This is a genomic window from Heliomarina sp. (genome assembly GCF_052826185.1).
Window position 1 is genome coordinate 307,390 of sequence record NZ_JBRBUI010000027.1, and the last position, 20,548, is coordinate 327,937.

The following is a 20,548-nucleotide window of genomic DNA, read 5'->3' on the forward strand; positions in this document are numbered from 1 at the left end:
CTCGTCACTTAATATGTGTACCGTCTGCTACCACTCGCTTTCTTGTCCTTGGAGACCGGCGCTGCAGCCGTGTGCTTTCCACCCTGGTTACTTTCTGCTGTCATCCTCCCGCCATTAACGTTTTACGGCGCTTCCTTACCGTGCCGCGATCAATGTTCATCTCCCTGGCGATCTGGACGTCGTTCTTGCCCGTCGAGAATGCGGCCATGAACTCTGCGTCAGTTACTTTGCGTAGGTAGTTTCCAGAAGGGATATCGAGGCCATGGGCCTCCAGCGCCTTTCGAACGCGTCCGTGCGACAAGCCGTGCTTGCGCATTAGTTCCGATACCAAGGCCCCTGCCTGATATTGCTCGGCAACGCGCGCGTCGAAATCGCAACCGGCAGCCGTGAGCGCTTTAATCATGAGGCGCGGGCTGAGGTCATGCACCTGGCGCATTTCCGAGAGCCATTTCTTGCTATCGAATAGGGCCCGGAGCCTGGGTTTCGATAACCAGTAGCCAGCAGACTTAGATTCAACCCAAATTTCATCCCCCTCAACGCGCATCGGTGCATCCGGTTCTGGACATCCCAAATTTCAATTCTGTGATAACTTTCGAATCTCCGAGGTTTAGGAACGAATGCCGCATAACTAGCTGTTTTATTAGGCTAAAATTTGACGCACGAGTGCGCCTGAGATATCGATAATTGTCGGGCAAGGGGAATCGATATCCGTGAGTATGGTTGTTGATCAAACGCAGCATAGAGAAATTCGACGGCGACTGCGTGCTTCGGGGTCGTCGTTCTCGAAAATCGCACGTGAATTAGCAATCACCCCAACGACCGTGGTGACCGCATCGCTTGGTCGCTGCAAATCGCGACGTGTGGAAGAGGCTATCGCTGGTAAGCTGGGCGCTTCGCCCGAAGCCCTCTGGCCTGACCGCTACGACGAAGAGGAGGATGAAAAATGACATAGACCATTCCCATAAACGAGGACAGCCACGAAAGCTGGAACTTTCGCGGCCGTCGGGAATATCGATTTTGCCGGTCGATGCTCCTTTGTCCTCCAACCTTCACCGCGTGTCAAGACTGACGGCCCTCTTGGGACGGCTGGTCGCGCATGTGTCCATCAGTAAAGGAGCGCCCTTGGGCGAACGGCCTGTTGCGGCCGGACGCTATAGGCATTGGAGAAATGAACCCTGATAACAAACCTTTCAGCCCGCCTCGGGTCAGCAGAGCCACGCGGAAAATACCTGTACGTTCAAAGGCGAGCAGCCGCGGTATCGTCGTGGCGCAGTTGCCAGCCGACAGTCACCCACGCCGGATTCAGTATGAGAGCAAGCTCGAACACCACATCCTGTATCTGCTTCTCGCTCGCCGGGACGTCCATGATATCTGGGATCAGCCGCCGGGCATCACGTTTCGCGATGGTCAAGGGCGCGTTCGTCTGCATTTCTATGATTATCTCGTTCGATTCAGTGACACACGCCGTGTTGCGCTCGCCATCAAGCCCTTTGAAATTTGCCAGCGCATCGGATTTCGGGAGTACCTGCAGCATGTGCGCGCCGCGACCGATGTGAGCTATGCGCACGATGTCGTCTTGATGACCGACCGTTCGTTTCGCCGCGTCGACGCGCTCAATGCCGAGCGACTACACTTTTTTCGACGCCATGCGGATGACGAGGCAAATCGGATAGTGGCACAGGTTGCCCAAAATCTTGCTGGCCCGACGACCATTGACGCGATTGTCTCTGCGACGGAACTCGGAGAGCGAGGGTTCGCCGCCGCATTCCGCCGGATTTATGCGGGTGTCCTGCGCAGACTGGATGAAGGTGAAATCACGCCGCGCTCCCAAGTGTGCGCCGGGCGCGGCGCAGAGGTGATGTCATGAGTTGGCGCCTTCGTTTGCTCGAAACCGACATGATCATGATTGGTGAGTCCGAACTTCGCCTGGCAAAACAATCAACCAGGGGGTTGTCGCTGCGAGAGGTCCGCTCCCCAGATGTGGTACGAAGCTTCAGCCATGCTGAGTTCCACGCGCTACTCCAGAAACCGGATGTACGCCTGAAACGTGGCTTCTATGAGGAGGCCGAGGTCAGGCGTCGCCTTGCCTTTGACAAGCTGTATCTGGAGAGCATCGCTCTGGCAGAACGCGAGAAGGTTCTTTGGAAAACTGCGTGGTGTGAAGAATACCTGCGAGCTGAGCTGGCTGGCAGGGTTCAGCGCACGGAACTTTCGATATCAGCCGCCCTTTCCACGCTTCGCAACGCGGTTGATGAGCGGGAACGACACAGGCAGGGCAAAGGCAGCACGCCCAGAGCTGGTAGTCCAGTAGCCCTGAAAGCGCCGCCGCATCCGAAAACCTTGCTCCGGTGGGTGCGTCGCTACGAACGTGCCGGGCACTCACCGATGGGATTGGCTCGGACGCGCTCCAAATCCCAGATCAGGTCGATTGAGAGCTACCGGGTCAGAGAAGCACTGCTTCAGGATTGCGTGAAAGGGTACCAGGAGCGCAACCGCCCCACGATGGAAATCATCGTTGCCAATACGGCGGCGGCTTTTCGAAAGGCAAATGAAGAGCGTGCCCGGGAGGGTCGGCTTCCTCTTGAGCTCCCGTCAGCCTCGACGATCCGGCGGCGGATTCGGCAACTCGATCCTTTTGAAACCTATGCGCAACGTCATGGTACAGAAGCTGCCCGCAAGAAATTCCGGCCCTATCGGACCGGTGTCTCGTCACTGGCTCCGCTGGAACGGATCGAGATGGACGAGTGGCGCATCGATCTGATGACGATCCTCGATGAAGGTGGGGTGTTTGACGGCGCTCCGTCAGAGTTGCGGGAGCGTTTTCGGGTAGGGCGTCGCTGGCTCTATGTCGCAATCGATGTCGCCACGCGCTGCATCCTCTCGATGCGGCTTTGCGAGAAGCCGACGCCAGAGGATGCGGTTCGGTCTCTGGAACTCATCACCGTCGACAAGACGGCCATTTCTGACGCTGCCGGTTGCGAGTGTCCATGGGATCAGTTCGGTGGAATTGGTACATTGGTGTCGGATCAGGGGCCGTCTTTCGTTTCCGACATGTTCCGAACTGCCGTGACCGATCTTGGCGCGACGGTCGAGACGCCGCCTGCCGGGCTCGCGGAAATGCGTGCGACCGTGGAGCGTGTTTTCAGAACCTTCGGCGTTCAGCTCATGCCATGGTTGTCGGGCCGGACATTCTCCAACGTCGTTGAACGTGGTGATTACCCCTCCGAGGCGCTTGCCGTATTTACCGATGACGAATTGACGGAAATCCTCTTGCGATACGTCGTCGACGGGTATCATAACAGCCCCCACGCTGGTCTGGGCGGTGAAACACCGGCAAACGCGTGGCAGCGACTGTGCAGTGAATTGGGCAAACTACCGGCGCCTGACACCATCCAGCGCCGCTATGTGTTCGGCATACCCGGCGTCCGCAAGGTCGAGCGGCATGGTATCCGGGTGTGCAGCCTTCACTATGACCACCCCCTATTGGGGGAATTGTTCCGGCACGGCCAAGATCGATCCGTGCGCTTTCGCATGGACCCACAGGATCTCGGACATATAGCCATCTACATCAACAACGATTGGTACGGTGCGAGCTCGGTAAGACCGGGCTTCCAAGGAGTGTCCCTCGCCGAGTGGACGGTCGCGATGCGCGACATTCGGCAACGGCATCGCGACGCGCAGCTCATCAACGAAGAAATTGTCCGCCGCGCATTCGAGAGGATCGCGCATATCGACCGCATTGCCAGCCAGCGCGCCCGGCTGACGCCGAAGTTCATGACAGAAAAGGAAATTCTGAAGCTTGAGCGCAACCTGTTCATTCATCTGAGTTGGGAGGATAGCGGATCGGGACAGCCCCAGAATGGCGATGAGGGCGACCTGTTCGGCGAGATCATCAATGCTCCGGGGCATCATCTCCAGTCTCCGGGCGACCTGCACGACGAGAACGATCTGCCAGACGATAGTCAACCTCCCAACGATTGGTGGTTGGAGGACCCGCAATGACCTTGCCATTAGCCTCCGAAAGTCGTGCTGATCACATTGCGGCCGTCGTTGTCGAGTTGCGAGCCTTCTTCGCGCATCACGAAGGCTATGCGACGCTGCGAGAGCAGTTCGAAATCCTGTTGGCAGAACGTCGCGCCGCTCTGGCGGCCGGACGGCCAGTTGAAGCCCGTGGCATCGCCGTGATCGGGGACACGGGAAGCGGGAAAACTACCGCCGTTCGCCATCTGTTACGAAGCTACCTACCCGAGGCTGGTGAGGCCACGGCTGAAGTCGCTAGCTTTCAGGTTCCGTCGCCGGCCACGCTAAAGCATGTTGGTCACGAGCTTCTGAATGCGCTCGGCTATCCTATGAACCGGCTGCCCACCACGGCGATCATCTGGGACAAGGTGCGCTTTCACCTGCGGGAACGACAGGTGAAGTTCCTCCATCTCGACGAGGCGCAGGACCTGGCCATCAGCCAGAGCGACCGCGAGAAAATCGCCGTGGTCAATACGCTGAAATCCCTGATGCAGAACAATTCATGGCCCGTGGGCCTGATCCTGTCCGGGATGCCGGACCTCAGGTCAATGCTGAACATGGACCCACAGTTGGCGAGGCGTTTTCACCCGGTAGAATTTCAGCCAATCTCGGCCGCTCGGTCAGGCGGAAATATCATGCAGATCGTTCGCACCTATGGCGCGAAAGCCTGCTTGGAAACAGCCTCAGGTCTTGGCGAGCGAGAATTTCTCGAACGTCTGGTCCAGGCCTCGGCGCATGAGTTTGGCCGCATGATCGAGTTGATCGTCAATGCCATCCGCGAACGCTTGTATGCGGGCGGGGCAACGCTGGAGGCTGGCGACTTCGCCGCAGCCTTTCGCCGCTCTACAGGTGTGGTGGACGGAGTGAACCCGTTCATTGCAGATCAGTTTCAGCATCTCGATGCCCGGATGATTCGAGGAGGCGTGGAACTATGACCCGTCTGGCTCTGACGTTGCCGCTTACCCCATACGAGACCCAAACCTCCTACGTTTCGCGCTTGGCGGCGCGAAACGGCTGCGCTTCCGCCTATGAGTTTTGCCACGATGTCGGTCTGGACTGGCGAGCGGTAATCAACGGCGAAGCCCACGAGCTTGCCCGATTGGCCGACATCTCGGGGGAGAATGCGGGTCGACTGATCTCTCAGGCAATCAGGGTGGTCGGACGGCGCAGACTCGCGACTCGCTGTGCCGTGGTCTCGGATAAGGTTCTTGAGCGAACACAGGTTCGCCTTTGCCCGATTTGCGCTCGTGGTGCCGAACATGGAGAGGTGCCGTTCTCGGCGATCCAGGTAGTGCAGAACGTCGTAGCACCGGTTGTCACGTGCCCCTGGCACAAGCTGCCCTTGATCATCTTGCCGCGCGCGCGGTTTGCCATCGACACTTTCGACGTGACCGCCGTCGCACGCAAGCATCGACAGATGCTTGAGCTTCCGCAGATCGGCCTCTCCACTGCTCGGCCCGCAGCAGTCGAAACCTACATGCTTGAGCGCCTCGTAGATGGCCGGGCAACCTGCGATTGGCTGGATGGACTGCCAGCCCATGCCATTGCACGAGCGAGCGAGGTGATCGGACTGCGGGCCAACCTCGGGGCTGATACCGCCTTGTCCGGTCATGATTCCTCTGTTCTCAATCACGCACGCGCTGTCGGGTTCGATGTCCTCCAAGGCGGCCCGGATGTGTTGGCGCATTGGCTCGAAACGACATGCATCAGCAACGAAGGCCGCCGTCGTCGCTATGGAAAGGACCTCGGCCCGATCAATACCTGGCTCACGGATTCCCGACTGCATCCGGATTACTTCCCACTGCGCAAGGTCTTCGCCGAATTCGTAATCCGGAACTATGCCGTTACGGCAGGGGCAAAGATTCTGGGCGAAATTGTTGCGACACCGAAGCTGTTGCCGACCCGCCACTTTGCCCGTGCAGTCGGGGTTAGCACATCATTCATTCGCGACGTCATCTCTTCGGGACTCGCGCCGCCACCGCCATCCGAACTCGCAGATCTTTCTTATCTGTCGCTGGTGACGGCGGAACAGGCGAATGCGGTTCGAGAGATCAACGGCAACGTCATCGAGCCGATAGAAGCGCGGGAGATGCTGGGATGCAGCGAAGGTACATTCGCCAGCATTCTGAAAGCAGGGTTGGTTCGACCACTTCAAGGCAGTCCCGCACATCTGCGATGGTTTTCCCGGTCGGATGTTGTCGATCTTTTGACGCGCGTCCGAGAACTGCCAGTTGTGAAACAAGCTCACAGGGATGCGGTTCCATTGGCCGCGGCGGCGCAAGCTTCCAAATGCTCCATAGGTGAACTCCTTGGCATGTTGATGCGGGGTGAAATCCGCATGGCAAGATCACGGCGTGATGGACCGCCTGTGTCGAGCATAGTGCTCGCCCGACCCGCCGTCTCCGCAATCTGTCCGTCCTTCGACGGCCGAGGTATTCTCCGATCCGATGCCGCGAAAACGCTTGGGGTCTCGGTGAGGACTATCGCCAGGCTGCTGCGCCTTGGCCGACTTGAACCGTTGGAAGAGCGTCACCCGATGACAGGAGAGGCGTTCGTCACGGTGCAGAAAGAGAGCCTCGAAGCGTTCCGGGCCCGCTACATTGCCATTGCACGCGCCGGCGACGAGATCGGAGAATCTTTTCAGGCCGTTCAGTCCGCTGTTGATAGATTGAACATTTCATTGCTGTCGGCAGGGCAGCGCGGGGCTCGGTTCCTCCACCGCAGAGACTTGCCCCGCATCGTTGACGATCTTCATGTCCGGGAAATCAACGGCAAACGGAGAGGGCGGAACTCAGGCGCACCCATCGCCGGATAGACAGGCCGACTTCATCGTGCTCAAAGGGATTCCATTGGCAAAGATACGGCATTGCCGTATAGCCCAAGGGCGGGAGATAGAGCAATTGTAGGTGAATCATGGGCTTCGGACGGGAGTTGATCGAGAGCGCACGTGAAGCTCAGGCTATTGCGGAAGGACGATCTGCATCCGGCGCAGCCTTCACCCCTGCAAGTATCGATGTCGCGGCACTCCGAAAGTCCCTGGGGCTTTCGCAAAGCAGCTTTGCCGCACGATATTCTCTTCCGGTCAGCACCATTCGCGATTGGGAACAGGGTCGGCGACGCCCTGACCGTGCTGCATTCCTGCTCCTTCGCCTGATCGAGGCCGAGCCCGATGTCGTTGCGAGGACACTGGCCGATGCGGATGTGCGAACCCCCAACAGGGCCTGACCGGCTGAAGCATGACAGCGCGTATCTGGCCTGTTTCACCAGAGATCGTCGAATCGGCGCGCGGCAGTTCGTGTGTAATGCGCTGTATGTCGCGGATCGCGGTGCCCAAGATAGTCCTGAATCAGCCGAAGGTCATGCCCCCGGTTTGCCAGGGCGAAGCCGCAGGAATGGCGGAGCATATGCGGATTGACGTGCCCGAGACCGGCCCGGTCACCAGCGGTCGCCACGATGTAGTTCACCGCTTGCCGAGTTAACGGCTGTTGCCGTTCCGAGATGAACAGCCAGGGCAAGGCGTCGTTGCGCTTGGCGAGCCAGCCCCGAAGGGCGCGCAACTCGTCGCCACTTACTGGCTGTTCCACACTGAGGCCATTCTTTAGGCGTGAGACCCAAATCCGGGCCTGACTGAGATCGACGTCAGCGCGGCGAAGGGCTGTGGCCTCAGAAACGCGCAGACCATGCCTGTACATCATCATCAGCAATAGCTGATCGCGGATGCCGTGGCGCCCCTTCTTGGCACTCGTCAGCAATCGCTCCATGTCCGGTGGGCTAAGGTAGTCCTGCCGACGTTCATGGGCATCTGCTGCTGCCTGCCCATCACTCTTTACATTTCGCGGCTTGGACATGGCTGATCTCTGATCTGGGGCCTTCGTGATTTCAGCACGTTACGGATGTTGTTGCGGCTATACTCTTTACATTAAACGCTTTATGTAAAGAGTTGAACTGGCGAAATGAAGGCGATCCGCGCAGACGGTCACCACGGCACACGGCGTTTGTTGTTTTTCTGGCGCGTCTTGTTCGCTACAAGCTACGGAAAAATTCCGCCTCACAGCAGGCGAGCTGGGCAGTGCAATGACCGAAGAACAAAAGAAAAAGCTGGAGCAGAAGCTGTGGGATATCGCCAATGAACTCCGCGGCCGAATGGATGCCGATGAGTTCCGCGACTACATTCTGGGCTTCATTTTCTACAAATACCTGTCCGAGAGGCTGCACATCTATGTCGACCGAGAGCTTCTCAAATCCGAGGGTCTGACGTTTACCAGCCTTGACGACACAGACGCCGTGCATCGTGGCATCCTCGCAGCTGTCGAAGAGGCCTGCATTGAGCGGCTCGGCTATTTCCTGAAGCCGCGCGAGCTGTTCTCGGCCGTGGCCGCGCGTGGAACCGAGCCGGGCAGTTTCATCCTTGCCGACCTGGGCGAGACGCTGAACAGCATTCAGAAATCCACCATGGGCAACGAGTCCGAGGAGGATTTCGTAAACCTCTTCGAAGACCTCGATCTGAACTCAAGCAAACTTGGTCGTACAAATGATGCCCGGAATGCGCTGATCTCCAAGGTTCTCGTCCACCTAGATGCCATCGACTTCCAGCTTGATCAGGCAAATTCGGACATTCTGGGGGATGCCTATGAATATCTGATCGGCAAGTTTGCCTCGGGAGCCGGGAAAAAGGCCGGAGAATTTTATACCCCGCAACAGGTCTCGACCGTGCTGGCCAAGATCGTGACAAGCGGCAAGGCGCGGCTGCGGTCGGTTTATGATCCGACATGTGGGTCGGGGTCCCTGCTGCTTCGGGTCGCGCGGGAGATCGGGGAGAAGAACGTCGCTGACTTCTTTGGGCAAGAACTGAATCGCACGACCTATAACCTCGCACGGATGAACATGATTCTCCACGGGGTTCATTACAGCAAGTTCGATATCCAGCAGGAAGACACGCTCGAACATCCCCAGCACATGGGCCGCACGTTCGAAGCCATCGTCGCCAACCCACCATTCAGCGCGAAGTGGTCGGCCAACAAGATCTTCGAAAGCGATGACCGTTTTGCCGAGTATGGCCGCTTAGCGCCCGGCTCCAAGGCCGATTTCGCCTTCGTTCAGCACATGCTGCATCATCTGGATGAGGACGGAACCATGGCGGTGGTCCTGCCCCATGGCGTGTTGTTCCGAGGTGGAGCAGAGGGGGCCATTCGTGAGTTCTTGCTCCGGCGCAACTGGCTGGATGCAGTGATCGGCCTGCCGGAGAACATCTTTTACGGCACGGCCATCCCCACCTGCATTTTGGTGCTGAAGAAATGCAAGGAGACCGAGGACGTGCTGTTCGTGGATGCCGCGACCTGTTTCCAGCGTGGCAAAAACCAGAACTGGCTGGGCGAAGAGGACGTGAACCGCATCGTTGGCGCCTATCGGACCCGTGCCGAGGAAGAACGGTTTACCCATCGGGCCCTATTGTCCGAGATTGAAGAGAACGATTTCAACCTCAACATCCCGCGCTATGTCGACACGTTTGTGCCAGAACCGCCTGTCGATCTGGAGGATGTGACCCGCCACGTCGAACAGATCAATCTGCACATGCGCGACGTTGACGAAGAACTGCGCAGGTTCTGCGCCGAGCTTGGTCTGGAAGCTCCGCTATGAGACCGTCTGCACCGGAGCTTCGATTTCCCGAGTTCAAGAGTCCATGGAAACCTGCGCGGGCGGGCGATGCCTTTCGCAACAGCAAAGCCAAGGGCGAAGCTGGATTGCCGATCTATTCCGTGACCCAAGACCGTGGCCTCGTCCGCCGCGACAGCCTTGAACGCCATATGGGAGCCGACGCGGCGGATGAAACCAACCTGCGCGCTCAGCCTGGCGATCTCGTCTACAACATGATGCGGATGTGGCAGGGCGCGGTTGGAATGGCGTCCGAGGAATGCATGGTCAGCCCGGCCTATGTCGTTCTTTCGCCCGAGAAAGGCATTTCCTCGAAATTCTTCGACTACTGGTTTCGGAACCGGCACATGCTGCACCAGCTTTGGGCGTATTCGCACGGGCTGACGAACGACCGCTTACGCCTCTATTATCAGGACTTCGCCAAGATCCCACTCGCGCTGCCGGATCAGCCCGAACAGGAAAAGATTGCGGCGGTACTGGACGCCGCCTCGCACAAGATCAGGCTTCTAACCGACAAGAAGACAGCGCTGGAGGACTACAAGCGCGGGCTGATGCAGCGGCTGTTTTCACGCGAGATACGCTTTGCTCGCGACGACGGCAGCGCCTTCCCGGATTGGGAGGAACGCAAGCTGGGGGATGTCTTCAAATGGGTTCGGACTAATAGCCTGTCCCGTGAACATCTCGGGGATGATCCGGCAAGTGGCATTCAGAATATTCACTATGGCGATATCCACGGAAAATTCAGGCCGCTGTTCTTCCAGTCGAAGGAAGACGCACCCTTCATTGCCACAACCGCACCCTTTAGGGGATTCGAGGGCGAAGAATTCCTTCGTCAGGGCGACGTCGTGATCGCTGACGCTTCCGAAGATTATTCGGATATCGGAAAGGCAATCGAGGTCATGGAAGTCGCGCCCGACTCCGCTGTCGCTGGATTGCATACCTATATCGCGCGGCCAAAGGCTGGATCCCTTGTGCTCGGGTTCTCCGGCTATCTGCTGCGCAGCGCTCCGATGCGTCAGCAGATCATGCGGATTGCGCAAGGTATTTCTGTTCTCGGCGTATCAAAGGGAAACTTGGAAAAACTGGCCTTCTGGCTTCCCCACCCTGACGAGCAGCGCAAGATCGCTGCCGTCCTCTCCACCCTCGACACAAAAATCGACACGCTGTCCCAAAATATTTCCGAGATGGAGGCTTTTAAGAAGGGCCTTCTGCAAAAGCTATTCGTTTAGAAAGGAACCAACATGGCTACTACGATGTATTTCGAGAAGGATATCAAGGACCAGGACCGAGATGAGGAAATCTCTGTCGAATTCGGCCGTTCTTCGTTCTATTCGGGTTGTGACTTGAAGAATGGCAAAATCGGTGAGGATAGCATCTACCTCAATGTAAACGGTAAGAGCGTCCTCATGGATCTCGAAACCGCAAGCGAGTTTGTCAACGCTGCCGCCGCAGTTGGCCGTTACTTCGGAATCCTTGAGGAGTAATCATGAGCGTCCAATCCGAAGCCCAGCTCGAAACAGCCCTGATCAAGCGCCTAAGCGATCTCGGCTGGGCATCGGTCGCCATCCCCGACAACGCTGCGTTGGAGGCCAACCTGCGCGCGCAGCTTGAGGCGCACAACGGGCTGCAATTCTCGGATGGTGAGTTTCGCACCGTTCTGAACTATCTGGGCAAGGGCTCGACCTTCGAAAAGGCCAAGACGCTCCGCGACCGCATGGCTCTGCAACGCGATGATGGCACCACGGCTTATGTCCAGTTCTTCAATACCCGCGAATGGTGCCGCAACCGTTATCAAGTGACGAGCCAGGTTACACAGGTGGGAAGCTACCAAACGCGCTATGACGTGACATTGCTGGTGAACGGTCTGCCGCTGATCCAGATCGAGCTGAAACGGCGCGGCATCGAACTGAAAGAGGCCTTCAACCAGATCAACCGGTATCACCGCCACAGCTTTGGCGCGGGCAACGCACTGTTCCAATATGTACAGCTTTTCGTGATCTCCAACGGGGTGAACACGAAATACTACGCCAACAATCGGCATCAGGATTTCAAGCAGACGTTCTTCTGGGCGGATGAGGACAACACGCCGATTACGCGGCTGGAGGCCTTTGCCGACGCCTTCCTTGAGAAGTGCTTCGTGTCCAAGATGATCGCGAAATACGTGGTCCTGCATGAAAGCGACCAGCTGCTGATGGTGCTGCGGCCCTATCAGTATTACGCGGTCGAACGGATCCTCGACCGGGTGATGAAGGGTCGCAAGAACGGCTATATCTGGCACACGACCGGATCGGGCAAGACGCTGACTAGCTTCAAGGCTAGCCAGGTGATCGTCGAGAATCCGAAGGTGGCAAAGGTTGTCTTTGTCGTGGACCGGGCCGATCTGGACTATCAGACGACAAAGGAGTTCAACTACTTCTCGCCAGGCTCGGTCGATGGCACGGACAACACCACAGCGCTTGTGAGCCAGTTGGCCGATCCTGATACAAAGCTGGTCGTGACCACGATCCAGAAGCTGAACACCGCCATCACGCGCGAACGGCACGCGGCGACGATGGAGGCACTGAAGGATGAGCGGATCGTGTTCGTGTTTGACGAATGCCACCGCAGCCAGTTTGGCGACACGCATAAGAACATCGTGGTCTTTTTTGCGAAGGCGCAGATGTTCGGCTTCACCGGCACGCCGATCCTGAAGGAAAACGCCATCGGCAAGCGCACGACCGCGAAGCTTTTCGAGGAATGCCTGCACCGCTATGTCATCACCGACGCAATCCATGACGAAAACGTGCTGCGCTTCTCCGTCGAGTATTGGGGCAAGCTGCGCCATAAGGACGGGACCTCGATCGCGGAGGAGGAGGTTTCCGGCCTCGATTTGAAAGAATTCTTTGAAAGCGACAGGCGAATTGACGGTGTCGTGGACTGGGTTATCGAGAACCACGACCGTAAGACGCACAATCGCGATTTCGCTGCCATCATGTGTGTGGGATCCGTCGATGCGCTGACCAAGACCTACGAGGCATTTCAGCGCAAGAAGGACGAGGGAAAGCATGACCTCAAGATAGCCACGATCTTCACCTTTGCGGCCAATGAAGAAGACGAAGATGCCAACGGCCTGATCGGCGAGCCAGATGTGACTGGCGGTCCAGTTAGCGCGGCGACCCAGCACAGCCGCGACAAACTGGCTGGCTATGTGGTCGACTACAACGCGATGTTCGGAACCAACCACAGCGTGAAGGACGGAAAGGCCTTCTACGTCTATTACAAGGCGCTTGCGAAACGTATGAAATGGCGAGATCGAAAGGACTTCATTAGTGGCCAGGGCATCGACATCCTGCTGGTGGTCAACATGTTCCTGACCGGTTTCGATGCCAAGACCTGCAATACGCTCTATGTCGACAAGAACCTGCGGTACCATGGGCTGATCCAGGCATTTTCCCGAACGAACCGTATTCTCGGTCAGAAGAAATCGCAGGGCAATATCGTCTGCTTCCGCAACCTCAAGGCCAAGGTGGACGAAGCGATTGCATTGTTTTCGAACAAGGATGCCGACGAGACGATCCTGATCGCGCCCTACCAAGAGTACGTTGACCGCTTCAACGAGGCGGTGATGGAATTACTCAAGATTGCACCGACACCGTCGGCCGTAGACAAGCTGGTTTCAGAAGACGACATTCTCGCGTTCGTACGTGCCTTCCGCGAGCTGATCCGCATCCGCAACGTGCTGACCAGCTTCACCGAGTTCTGTGATGACGATCTTGCGCTGGACGCACAGCGCTTCGAGGACTTCAAAAGCAAGTATCTCGACATCCATGACCGGATGAAATCCGACCGCGACGATGACCACAAGGCTTCCATCCTGAACGAGGTTGATTTCGAGCTCGAACTAATCCGCCGCGACAATATCAACGTCGCCTATATCCTGGCGCTCTTGGCTTCTATCGTTGCCGATCAGCAGGAAGCGGAGGACACAGTGGAAACCGCAAGCAAAACCAAGACCATACTCGATATGCTAGGCTCTGAACCTCGCCTGAGGAGCAAGCGTGAGCTGATCGAAGAGTTCATTACGACCTATCTGCCTGCGATGAAGAGCCCCGAGCAGACGCACGAGGCGTTCCAAGGTTTCTGGGCTGAGAGACGTGATAAAGAATTTGATAAAATTTGCGCCGACGAGAACCTTGATCGAGCAGAGTTCACGCATCTACTTGAAATATATCAATTTTCTGGAAAACGCCCTTTGACTGACGAAGTTGTTGCGATCATGAACGTTTCTCCGGGTATCTTGCAGCGCAAAGCATCAGCCGAGCGAATAATGTCCAAGCTTGAAAGCTTTATCGAGACTTTCGATGAAGGGATCGGCGAGATGGAAACCCCTTAGGCTACCTCGCACGGGACTATGGCAGAGCTGCCAAGATATCGTCGGTCGTAGCGGACACCAATGCCCCACCTCGGCTTTGGGGAAGTCTGGCAGGGTTTGCCGGGACAAATTCCCTGACGATAAAGGACATTTCAGTTCTGAGCTCAAAATCGACCCTATATTTTTCAATAGCTTATCCGAGGCCAAAAGGACAAAATCGGTGACTCTCGACACTCAAGGTAAATTGCAGCTCCCTTTGCTTTGCAGATTTCCGCGTTTCTGTGAGGGATCACAGTTACATCGATTCCAGTAACCTTATCTGTGACGCTTGGAATCTGTGGAAAGTCAGACGCGCAACGTCCATTTGGAAACCGCCTTCGTGTGGACCGCTGTTTGGCAGTGAAACGGCAAATGTGACTCTCGGAAAACTTCATCTGGCTTCGGACCAGATCGGTGCGAGCACGGCGACGAGAGGGTTCACAAGTTGTGCCGGGCAGCATTCGAAAAGATCGACTTCTCCAACGTCCACGCCGAAACCGCTCGGCGAAGCAACTCTTGAGGCGCTTACTCCTGAAGACGCGACTGGGACTGTGTTACGGGGCCAGATGACCGTCTTGAGAGGCTTATTTTAGCCGACTTCGAAAGGGATCGCGACCATAGCCCGCTGCGTTTCAGGCCGAATCACATCCATATGCCGACGAGGTCTGTGGCGGCGCCCGATGGGCGCTGAAGGCTTTATCTTTCTCCATGCTGCACCTTAAAATAGCGCGGTTTGAACGGCCTGTAACCTCAGAGCAACAGTGTAGACAGCAAAGTCGTTAAGCCGCTGCGCACGGGGTGTCTATCTTGTGCGGCAAGGCGTGGATGAATAAGACAACGAAAGGTTGTTTGATCGTGATGCGGACCGTTAGTTGATAGACGAAACCTATACTCGAAAATATAGTTCTTCCGCCGACCGAAGGGCCGCTGCAGCGCTCTTGATCATCGTCATGGTCCTGCTTTTGCTGGGTGGCCGTCACTTCGAAAAACTCAGCAATCACAGTTATCTTCAGGACCTCAGGCTTTCAGAGACTCTCGAACTGATCGAAATTCGGGAAAAGCTTGAACTGTATATCTTTGGGCATTTCCTTCAGGTTGAGAAACTAGCGTCCTTCATCAAAAGCAATCCGGACATGACGCAGGAAGAATTCGCGGTCGTCGCAGCACGATTGCAAGAGTCTATGCCTGACATAATCAATTTCGAAGCAGCACAGGGCCTGACGGTTAGCCATGTCTATCCATATGCCGAAAACAAACACCTGATCGGGCTCAATTTCGCAGAATATCCAACGCTCCTGGAATATGCAGATCGGGTCAGTGCAAAAAAATCCGCTCTCTTGACCGGACCTGTCAAAGCGCCTTCTGGTGAGTATCTTATGTTCTTCAAGACGCCGATTTTCCTTCCATCTTCCGATGGCGGAGCGACAGAAGAATTCTGGGGTTTTGCAACCGTCGTCGTACGGCTGGATGACATGTTGGGGCAAACCGGCTTTCGGGAACTGGCAGAAACCGTCGATTACGTAATTCTGTCCGAGAACGACGACCTTTCCGAACCACAAGTGGTTGCCGGAAACCCCGGCGTTCAAGGAAGGGATCCCGTCAGCCTGGATGTCGATTTTCCCAACGGAGCTTGGGAGGTTCAGACAACGCCGAAAGGGGGGTGGCCTGAAACGGCTCCGACACTTGTCCGCGATCGATTGATACTCTTGATGATAAGCCTCGTCTGTCTGTCGATACTTGGCTACATCCTTTACATTTCGAGAGCGAACCGTCTTGCCCGCGCGCGGCTGGCCGGCGCGATCAATGCAATGGATGATGGTTTCGCCCAATTCGATTCCGAACAACGTTTGGTGAAATACAATAAGAGATACGCAAGCTTCCTGAGCGGCGTATCAGACATCCTGCGCCCCGGCGTGACTCTCACTGAACTTCTCGAAGAAGGTTTGAAACGGGGCAATTTTGTCGATGCCTTTGGCCAGGAAGAGGCCTGGTACAAGGAGCGTAAAAAAGAGATCGACAGCGCGCAGGCGAAAAGGGAAATGCGGTTTTCGAACGGATTGACCGTGCACGCCGCGATCCACAAGACATCCGATGGCGGCAGCGTTGTGATCCTCAGCGATGTGACACAGCTCAAAAATGCCCTGGAACGATCACAGGCCGCGAGCGAGGCGAAATCCCAGTTCATTAGCGTCTTGTCCCACGAATTGCGCACGCCGCTGACCGTGGTGCTTGGGCTGGCCAAACTGACACATGAAATAGAACGCCAGCCTGCCTATGTCGCGCTTGAAACCGCGCTTCACAAGGACCCGGTTGATGTTGAAGAATGCCGCAAGGCCCTGCGCGGGCTGGCGGATCAAATCAAGTCGGTGACAGGCAAGCAGACGAACTCGGCTAGCTACCTGCTGGAATTGATCAACGAGATGCTCGATTTCTCCAAGATCGAATCCGGTAATCCGGATATCGACATGACGGAATGTGAAATCGGCGATCTCGTGACCACGGTTGAACAGCAGATGCGCCGCCTCATCGAGGACAAGCATCTGGCTTTTGTCGTTGAATATGAGGACGGCAAAGTGCTTGCGGACTGCAAGAGGACCAGACAGATCCTAACCAATCTGCTGGGCAATGCGGCGAAATTCACGGAACGCGGATTTATTGCGCTGACCGTGACCCACAAAGAGGGCGAAGTCCATTTCAACGTCGAAGATTCCGGGCCGGGGATCGAAGAAGCCGACCGGCAGCGCATCTTCGAACCATTCGAGCAGGTAGATTCCTCTCTCACACGTTCGAAAACGGGCACCGGGCTTGGTCTGGCGATTTCCCGCAAGCTTGCACGCGCCCAATCCGGCGATCTGCTTGTGGAAAGCACACCGGGGAAGGGCAGCCTCTTTACCCTTGTTTTGAAGCCCGTCGAAATCCGCGAAGAACAGGCAAGTCTGTCGGCCTAGGCGCAGGCTGCAACGTCCAGCGCGCCGAGCTTGGGCCTGCCAGCTCTACACGATGAGTAGTTGTTCAAGCGGACGCGAAAAGCATCACGGTTTCACGTAAGTATATCCCATCTGTTGCAGGCGAGAGAGCTCGGCCACCCCGGACGGCACGATGTCGGTATCCCAGACATCGTAAAGGTCATTTTCATAATCGATATTCCGCCCCTTGAGCGTATTCGCACAGACCAGGAACTTGACACCCTGTCCTTTCAGGCTCGCGACAGCTCCCTGAAGGTCGGTGTCGTTCATCGCCTCGGACAACATGCCGAGACCGTTGCCATGCATGACCACGGCGGCTTCCAGATGTTCCGCTCCGACGGCGTTGATATGGTTCTGCAGGTTCCGCAGGCCACCCTTGTAGGCCTTGTTGCCCTCACCGCCATTCCCGTTGAAATGGTAGACGACTTTCTGGTCGCCGAAATATTCCGCTGCATTGACCGACTGCGCCTGTGCCATAGCGGGTGACATAACGGCAGCGCATGCTGCGATCATCGCGGCCTTCATAAACGTCTTCATCGGTTCTCCTCCCTTATTGCACGGGGCCTCCACTCCCCGCTTTTTGTCATTGGCCGGTGGCCTCGGTGACAATCTCCTCCAGCATCGCCTCGACTTTCTTCATCGGACCGTCGGGATAGCTGCGATACCCCACGGTCACGCCATCGGCCGTTTCGGCCACGAAGATGTTGTAGGGACAATGGATGATGTTCATCGGGTCTGCTTCCATCACCTCGCGCGACACCACGGCCGAGCAGAACAGGAAGACATCGGCTGCCTTGAAAATCTCGGTTTCGCTGCCGACATCCGCGCCCGTGCGGTTCAGCATGTCGCCGACATGGCTGACATAGTCGACAACGAGCCCTTTGCCGACAATTGCGCTTTCGACGGCAAAAGTCGCGTCGTCAAAGCTGCCGTCAAAAAGCGTGGTAACAGCGTCCTGCGCGACGACAGGCGCCGCGCAAAGCGTCAGGAGTGCGATCAGGTGTTTCATGCAGTGTCCTCCAAGCTGAATCTCCCAGTGAGCTTCGTGTAAGTGATGGCCGGGAGGCGGGCCACCGCGCTTAGATAGACGCCAAAGCCGTCGTCATTCTCCGTGCTGCTGAAGGTAAGCGAGCAGCGCCGCCACGTCTGCTTCTTTCTTGAGCCCGGCAAAAGACATTTTCGTACCCTTCATGAAAGCTCTTGGTTTGGCGAGAAATTCAACTAGTGCAGCCTCGTCCCAGACGCGACCTTCGTCATGCGCATCCTGAAATCCCTTGGAGTACCGAAAGTCTTCGGCAGATCCCATCACCCTGCCTAAGACGCCGTTAAGCTGTGGGCCGGACTTGTTCTTGGCATCTGCTCCGATATCATGGCAGGCCTTGCATTTCCGGAAGACCTTTTCGCCCGCAGCGATCAGTGCGGGATCGACGCTTGCTGTCTCCGTTTTTGCCTCGACCTCTGCCGGTGCTTTATCGGCTGCCGCTTCCTCTGCCTTGGCTTCCACCTCTGTTTCAACGCCGGGCGTCACGTCAAGGTTCGACGCTTGCATGGTAATCTTTACCTCGTCCTTGCAGTTCTCCATGCAGGGTTCGCCGGTCCATTTCGCATATTCTGTCTCGGGCCGGTCGTCGATCACGAACCCGTCGGCATTGGGCATCTCGACTTCAAGGAAGTTGTCCTTCGTCAGAACAAAGTCGTCTTCCACGAGGTAGTTAGAATAGAGGGTATAGGCGACGATCGCGTAGACATCGTCGTTGGAAAGCGTCTGGGCGTTCCCATAGGGCATTGAGCGGTGGACATAGTCCCATGCCGTCGACAGGTATGGCCAGTAACTGCCCACCGTCTTGACCGGGTCGTCATCCGCCAGCGTCCCTTCGCCCCCGGCCAGCTCGGGCCAGTTGTCGATACCTTCGGCAAATTCGCCGTGGCACACAGCGCAGTTTTCGGAAAACAGAACTTCGCCATCTTCGACCGAGCCCGACCCTTCGGGCAGTCCGCTCCCATCCGGATGCACGTCGACATTCCAGGCCGCCAGTTCCTCGGGCAGTGCGGGCCGCCCAAGGCCAAGTCGCGTTCCGGTCGATTCGTCTGCGCGTGCGGCGGAGATGAACCAGCCGCTCGTCCCTTCCCGGGAAGCTGCCGCTCCCGCGCCATTCATATTCACATCCGAAACGCCAAGGTAGGCCATACCAAGCAGGCCAATGGTCCCCAGCCCAACGGCCACGCCAAAATCAGGAAACTTCGACATTTTCTGCCTCCCCGCTCGGTTTCACCCACCAGGTCTGGATGCAATTGTTGTGATAGACCGAATTCAGTCCGCGCACCTCGCGCAGCTGTGTCTTGGTCGGCTGGACATAGCCGGTTTCATCCATGGCGCGGGATTGCAGGAACATCTCTTCTCCGTTCCATTCCGTGTCGAGGTAGAACCGGGTCAGCGCCCGGTTGCCGGGTTCACCGGCCAGCCTTGCGGTCTCCCATGTCATGCCGCCGTCCTTGGATACATCGACCCGCGCGATCCTGCCGTGACCGCTCCACGCGAGCCCGGTGATGACCAGCGCACCCGGACCATGCGTGATCGGCGATTGAGGGGAGGGGGAGGTGACGACGGATTTCGCGTCCATCACCCATGTCCACTTGCGAGCGGTGCCATCGGCCAGTGTGTCAGTGTATTTCGAGGTTTCTTCGCGGCTTTCCACAGGGCCATCGCTCACCTCGATCCGGCGCAGCCATTTGACCCACATGTTGCCTTCCCAGCCGGGCACGACAAGCCGGACAGGGTAGCCATGTTCCTTTCTCAGAGCCTCACCATTCGCCTTGAAGGCCACAAGCACATCGTCGAGCGCCTTTTCCATCGGAATGGAACGTCCATTGGACGAGGCATCGGCCCCCTCGACATAGATCCACTTGTCTTTCAGGTCGCCCGCCGCGCTTAGCCCGGCCTCTTGCAGGATCGTGCGCAGCGGCACCCCGGAATATTCCATGTTGTGGATCATCCCATGGGTGAACTGCGCCCCGTTCAGCTGTGCCCCCGCCCATTCCATACCAGTATTCGCGGCGCATTCGCAGAAATAGACGTGGTTTTCGCGGGGAAAGCGTTCGAGGTCTTCGTAGGTAAAGATCAGTTCGCGGTCGACAAGGCCGTTCACCATCAGCCGGTAATCCGGCTTGGCAAGCTCGATGGCACCCGAATGGTGCCGTTCAAAGGCGCAGCCCTGCGGGGTAATGGTTCCGTCCAGCGCGTGGATCGGCGTGAAGTTGATCGAACTCGTCACATCCGCTGTCAGCCACGGCACGTTGCGCCGGATGACATCATCCTCGAACCGGATCGGCAGACCATAGGGGGTGGCATCGACGCCGTCGCCAAATTGTTGCGCCCATGGCTGAATTTCGGTGATCAACGGGTCGGGCGTCTGGGCCCGGGCCATACCCGCGGCAACGCTCCCGGCGCCAAGCGCCGCGGCGCTGGTCAGGAACTGTCGGCGCGAGGGGCCTGTTCTGTTCTCTTCGCTCATGGTTCTTC

Annotated in this window: 17 protein-coding genes; 11 read left to right on the forward strand and 6 right to left on the reverse strand. The window is 57.1% G+C overall.

What is annotated here, in order from left to right; translation table 11 throughout:
• Positions 1 to 100 precede the first annotated feature (100 nt).
• Complete coding sequence (locus ACU0FH_RS10320) at positions 101 to 436, reverse strand: hypothetical protein (protein ID WP_446194521.1); 336 nt, start codon at positions 434 to 436, stop codon at positions 101 to 103.
• A 280-nt stretch (positions 437 to 716) separates the two neighbouring features.
• Here ACU0FH_RS10320 and ACU0FH_RS10325 point away from each other — a divergent pair, with 280 nt between their 5' ends.
• The 6 genes from ACU0FH_RS10325 (at position 717) to ACU0FH_RS10350 (ending at position 7,245) form a co-directional block, all read left to right on the forward strand.
• Positions 717 to 947 carry a helix-turn-helix domain-containing protein gene (locus ACU0FH_RS10325; RefSeq protein ID WP_446194589.1) on the forward strand — a complete coding sequence of 77 codons (231 nt, stop codon included), beginning with the start codon at positions 717 to 719 and terminating at the stop codon, positions 945 to 947.
• A gap of 221 nt (positions 948 to 1,168) precedes the next feature.
• On the forward strand, positions 1,169 to 1,867 hold the full coding sequence (locus ACU0FH_RS10330; protein WP_446194522.1) for a hypothetical protein: 699 nt from the start codon (positions 1,169 to 1,171) through the stop codon (positions 1,865 to 1,867).
• Entirely contained in the window at positions 1,864 to 4,002 is a 2,139-nt protein-coding gene (locus ACU0FH_RS10335; protein ID WP_446194523.1) for a Mu transposase C-terminal domain-containing protein, read from the forward strand. The genes ACU0FH_RS10330 and ACU0FH_RS10335 overlap by 4 nt, the downstream gene beginning before the upstream one ends.
• Entirely contained in the window at positions 3,999 to 4,955 is a 957-nt protein-coding gene (locus ACU0FH_RS10340) for a TniB family NTP-binding protein (protein ID WP_446194524.1), read from the forward strand. The genes ACU0FH_RS10335 and ACU0FH_RS10340 overlap by 4 nt, the downstream gene beginning before the upstream one ends.
• Positions 4,952 to 6,835, forward strand: a complete 1,884-nt coding sequence (locus ACU0FH_RS10345) for a TniQ family protein (RefSeq protein WP_446194525.1) — start codon at positions 4,952 to 4,954, stop codon at positions 6,833 to 6,835. Before ACU0FH_RS10340 ends, ACU0FH_RS10345 begins: the two co-directional genes overlap by 4 nt.
• Before the next feature lie 98 nt (positions 6,836 to 6,933).
• The gene (locus ACU0FH_RS10350; protein ID WP_446194526.1) at positions 6,934 to 7,245 is read left to right on the forward strand and encodes a helix-turn-helix domain-containing protein; all 312 of its coding nucleotides are present in this window, start codon (positions 6,934 to 6,936) and stop codon (positions 7,243 to 7,245) included.
• A gap of 35 nt (positions 7,246 to 7,280) precedes the next feature.
• On the opposite strand, the gene ACU0FH_RS10355 is transcribed toward ACU0FH_RS10350, so the two are convergent.
• The gene (locus ACU0FH_RS10355) at positions 7,281 to 7,868 is read right to left on the reverse strand and encodes a tyrosine-type recombinase/integrase (protein ID WP_446194527.1); all 588 of its coding nucleotides are present in this window, start codon (positions 7,866 to 7,868) and stop codon (positions 7,281 to 7,283) included.
• A gap of 226 nt (positions 7,869 to 8,094) precedes the next feature.
• Between ACU0FH_RS10355 and ACU0FH_RS10360 the strand changes: the two genes are divergently transcribed.
• The 5 genes from ACU0FH_RS10360 to ACU0FH_RS10380 all read left to right on the forward strand — a co-directional run bounded on the left by ACU0FH_RS10360 (position 8,095) and on the right by ACU0FH_RS10380 (position 17,010).
• On the forward strand, positions 8,095 to 9,657 hold the full coding sequence (locus ACU0FH_RS10360; protein ID WP_446194528.1) for a type I restriction-modification system subunit M: 1,563 nt from the start codon (positions 8,095 to 8,097) through the stop codon (positions 9,655 to 9,657).
• Positions 9,654 to 10,901 carry a restriction endonuclease subunit S gene (locus ACU0FH_RS10365; RefSeq protein ID WP_446194529.1) on the forward strand — a complete coding sequence of 416 codons (1,248 nt, stop codon included), beginning with the start codon at positions 9,654 to 9,656 and terminating at the stop codon, positions 10,899 to 10,901. The genes ACU0FH_RS10360 and ACU0FH_RS10365 overlap by 4 nt, the downstream gene beginning before the upstream one ends.
• A 12-nt stretch (positions 10,902 to 10,913) precedes the next feature.
• Positions 10,914 to 11,156: a hypothetical protein gene (locus ACU0FH_RS10370; RefSeq protein WP_446194530.1), complete on the forward strand. Its 243-nt coding sequence runs from the start codon at positions 10,914 to 10,916 to the stop codon at positions 11,154 to 11,156.
• Positions 11,157 to 11,158: 2 nt separating this feature from the next.
• The gene (locus tag ACU0FH_RS10375; protein WP_446194531.1) at positions 11,159 to 14,044 is read left to right on the forward strand and encodes a type I restriction endonuclease subunit R; all 2,886 of its coding nucleotides are present in this window, start codon (positions 11,159 to 11,161) and stop codon (positions 14,042 to 14,044) included.
• A gap of 956 nt (positions 14,045 to 15,000) precedes the next feature.
• On the forward strand, positions 15,001 to 17,010 hold the full coding sequence (locus ACU0FH_RS10380; RefSeq protein WP_446194532.1) for an ATP-binding protein: 2,010 nt from the start codon (positions 15,001 to 15,003) through the stop codon (positions 17,008 to 17,010).
• A gap of 84 nt (positions 17,011 to 17,094) precedes the next feature.
• Here the strand turns inward: ACU0FH_RS10380 and ACU0FH_RS10385 are convergent, their stop codons facing one another.
• From ACU0FH_RS10385 to soxC, 4 genes are all read right to left on the reverse strand, one after another.
• Positions 17,095 to 17,565: a DsrE family protein gene (locus tag ACU0FH_RS10385; RefSeq protein WP_446194533.1), complete on the reverse strand. Its 471-nt coding sequence runs from the start codon at positions 17,563 to 17,565 to the stop codon at positions 17,095 to 17,097.
• 46 nt (positions 17,566 to 17,611) lie between these two features.
• Positions 17,612 to 18,037, reverse strand: coding sequence for a DUF302 domain-containing protein (locus ACU0FH_RS10390; RefSeq protein ID WP_446194534.1), 426 nt, complete (start codon positions 18,035 to 18,037; stop codon positions 17,612 to 17,614).
• 93 nt (positions 18,038 to 18,130) lie between these two features.
• Positions 18,131 to 19,276, reverse strand: coding sequence for a c-type cytochrome (locus ACU0FH_RS10395; RefSeq protein ID WP_446194535.1), 1,146 nt, complete (start codon positions 19,274 to 19,276; stop codon positions 18,131 to 18,133).
• Positions 19,260 to 20,540: a sulfite dehydrogenase gene (gene soxC, locus ACU0FH_RS10400; protein WP_446194536.1), complete on the reverse strand. Its 1,281-nt coding sequence runs from the start codon at positions 20,538 to 20,540 to the stop codon at positions 19,260 to 19,262. The genes ACU0FH_RS10395 and soxC overlap by 17 nt, the downstream gene beginning before the upstream one ends.
• Positions 20,541 to 20,548 lie beyond the last annotated feature (8 nt).

Coding starts and splice junctions, on each gene's coding strand:
- soxC (WP_446194536.1), bottom strand. CDS start 20,540: ATGAGCGAAGAGAACAGAACAGGCCCCTCGCGCCGACAGTTCCTGACC.
- ACU0FH_RS10370 (WP_446194530.1), top strand. CDS start 10,914: ATGGCTACTACGATGTATTTCGAGAAGGATATCAAGGACCAGGACCGA.
- ACU0FH_RS10390 (WP_446194534.1), bottom strand. CDS start 18,037: ATGAAACACCTGATCGCACTCCTGACGCTTTGCGCGGCGCCTGTCGTC.
- ACU0FH_RS10355 (WP_446194527.1), bottom strand. CDS start 7,868: ATGTCCAAGCCGCGAAATGTAAAGAGTGATGGGCAGGCAGCAGCAGAT.
- ACU0FH_RS10345 (WP_446194525.1), top strand. CDS start 4,952: ATGACCCGTCTGGCTCTGACGTTGCCGCTTACCCCATACGAGACCCAA.
- ACU0FH_RS10360 (WP_446194528.1), top strand. CDS start 8,095: ATGACCGAAGAACAAAAGAAAAAGCTGGAGCAGAAGCTGTGGGATATC.
- ACU0FH_RS10330 (WP_446194522.1), top strand. CDS start 1,169: ATGAACCCTGATAACAAACCTTTCAGCCCGCCTCGGGTCAGCAGAGCC.
- ACU0FH_RS10340 (WP_446194524.1), top strand. CDS start 3,999: ATGACCTTGCCATTAGCCTCCGAAAGTCGTGCTGATCACATTGCGGCC.
- ACU0FH_RS10320 (WP_446194521.1), bottom strand. CDS start 436: ATGCGCCAGGTGCATGACCTCAGCCCGCGCCTCATGATTAAAGCGCTC.
- ACU0FH_RS10365 (WP_446194529.1), top strand. CDS start 9,654: ATGAGACCGTCTGCACCGGAGCTTCGATTTCCCGAGTTCAAGAGTCCA.
- ACU0FH_RS10385 (WP_446194533.1), bottom strand. CDS start 17,565: ATGAAGACGTTTATGAAGGCCGCGATGATCGCAGCATGCGCTGCCGTT.
- ACU0FH_RS10325 (WP_446194589.1), top strand. CDS start 717: ATGGTTGTTGATCAAACGCAGCATAGAGAAATTCGACGGCGACTGCGT.
- ACU0FH_RS10395 (WP_446194535.1), bottom strand. CDS start 19,276: ATGTCGAAGTTTCCTGATTTTGGCGTGGCCGTTGGGCTGGGGACCATT.
- ACU0FH_RS10375 (WP_446194531.1), top strand. CDS start 11,159: ATGAGCGTCCAATCCGAAGCCCAGCTCGAAACAGCCCTGATCAAGCGC.
- ACU0FH_RS10335 (WP_446194523.1), top strand. CDS start 1,864: ATGAGTTGGCGCCTTCGTTTGCTCGAAACCGACATGATCATGATTGGT.
- ACU0FH_RS10350 (WP_446194526.1), top strand. CDS start 6,934: ATGGGCTTCGGACGGGAGTTGATCGAGAGCGCACGTGAAGCTCAGGCT.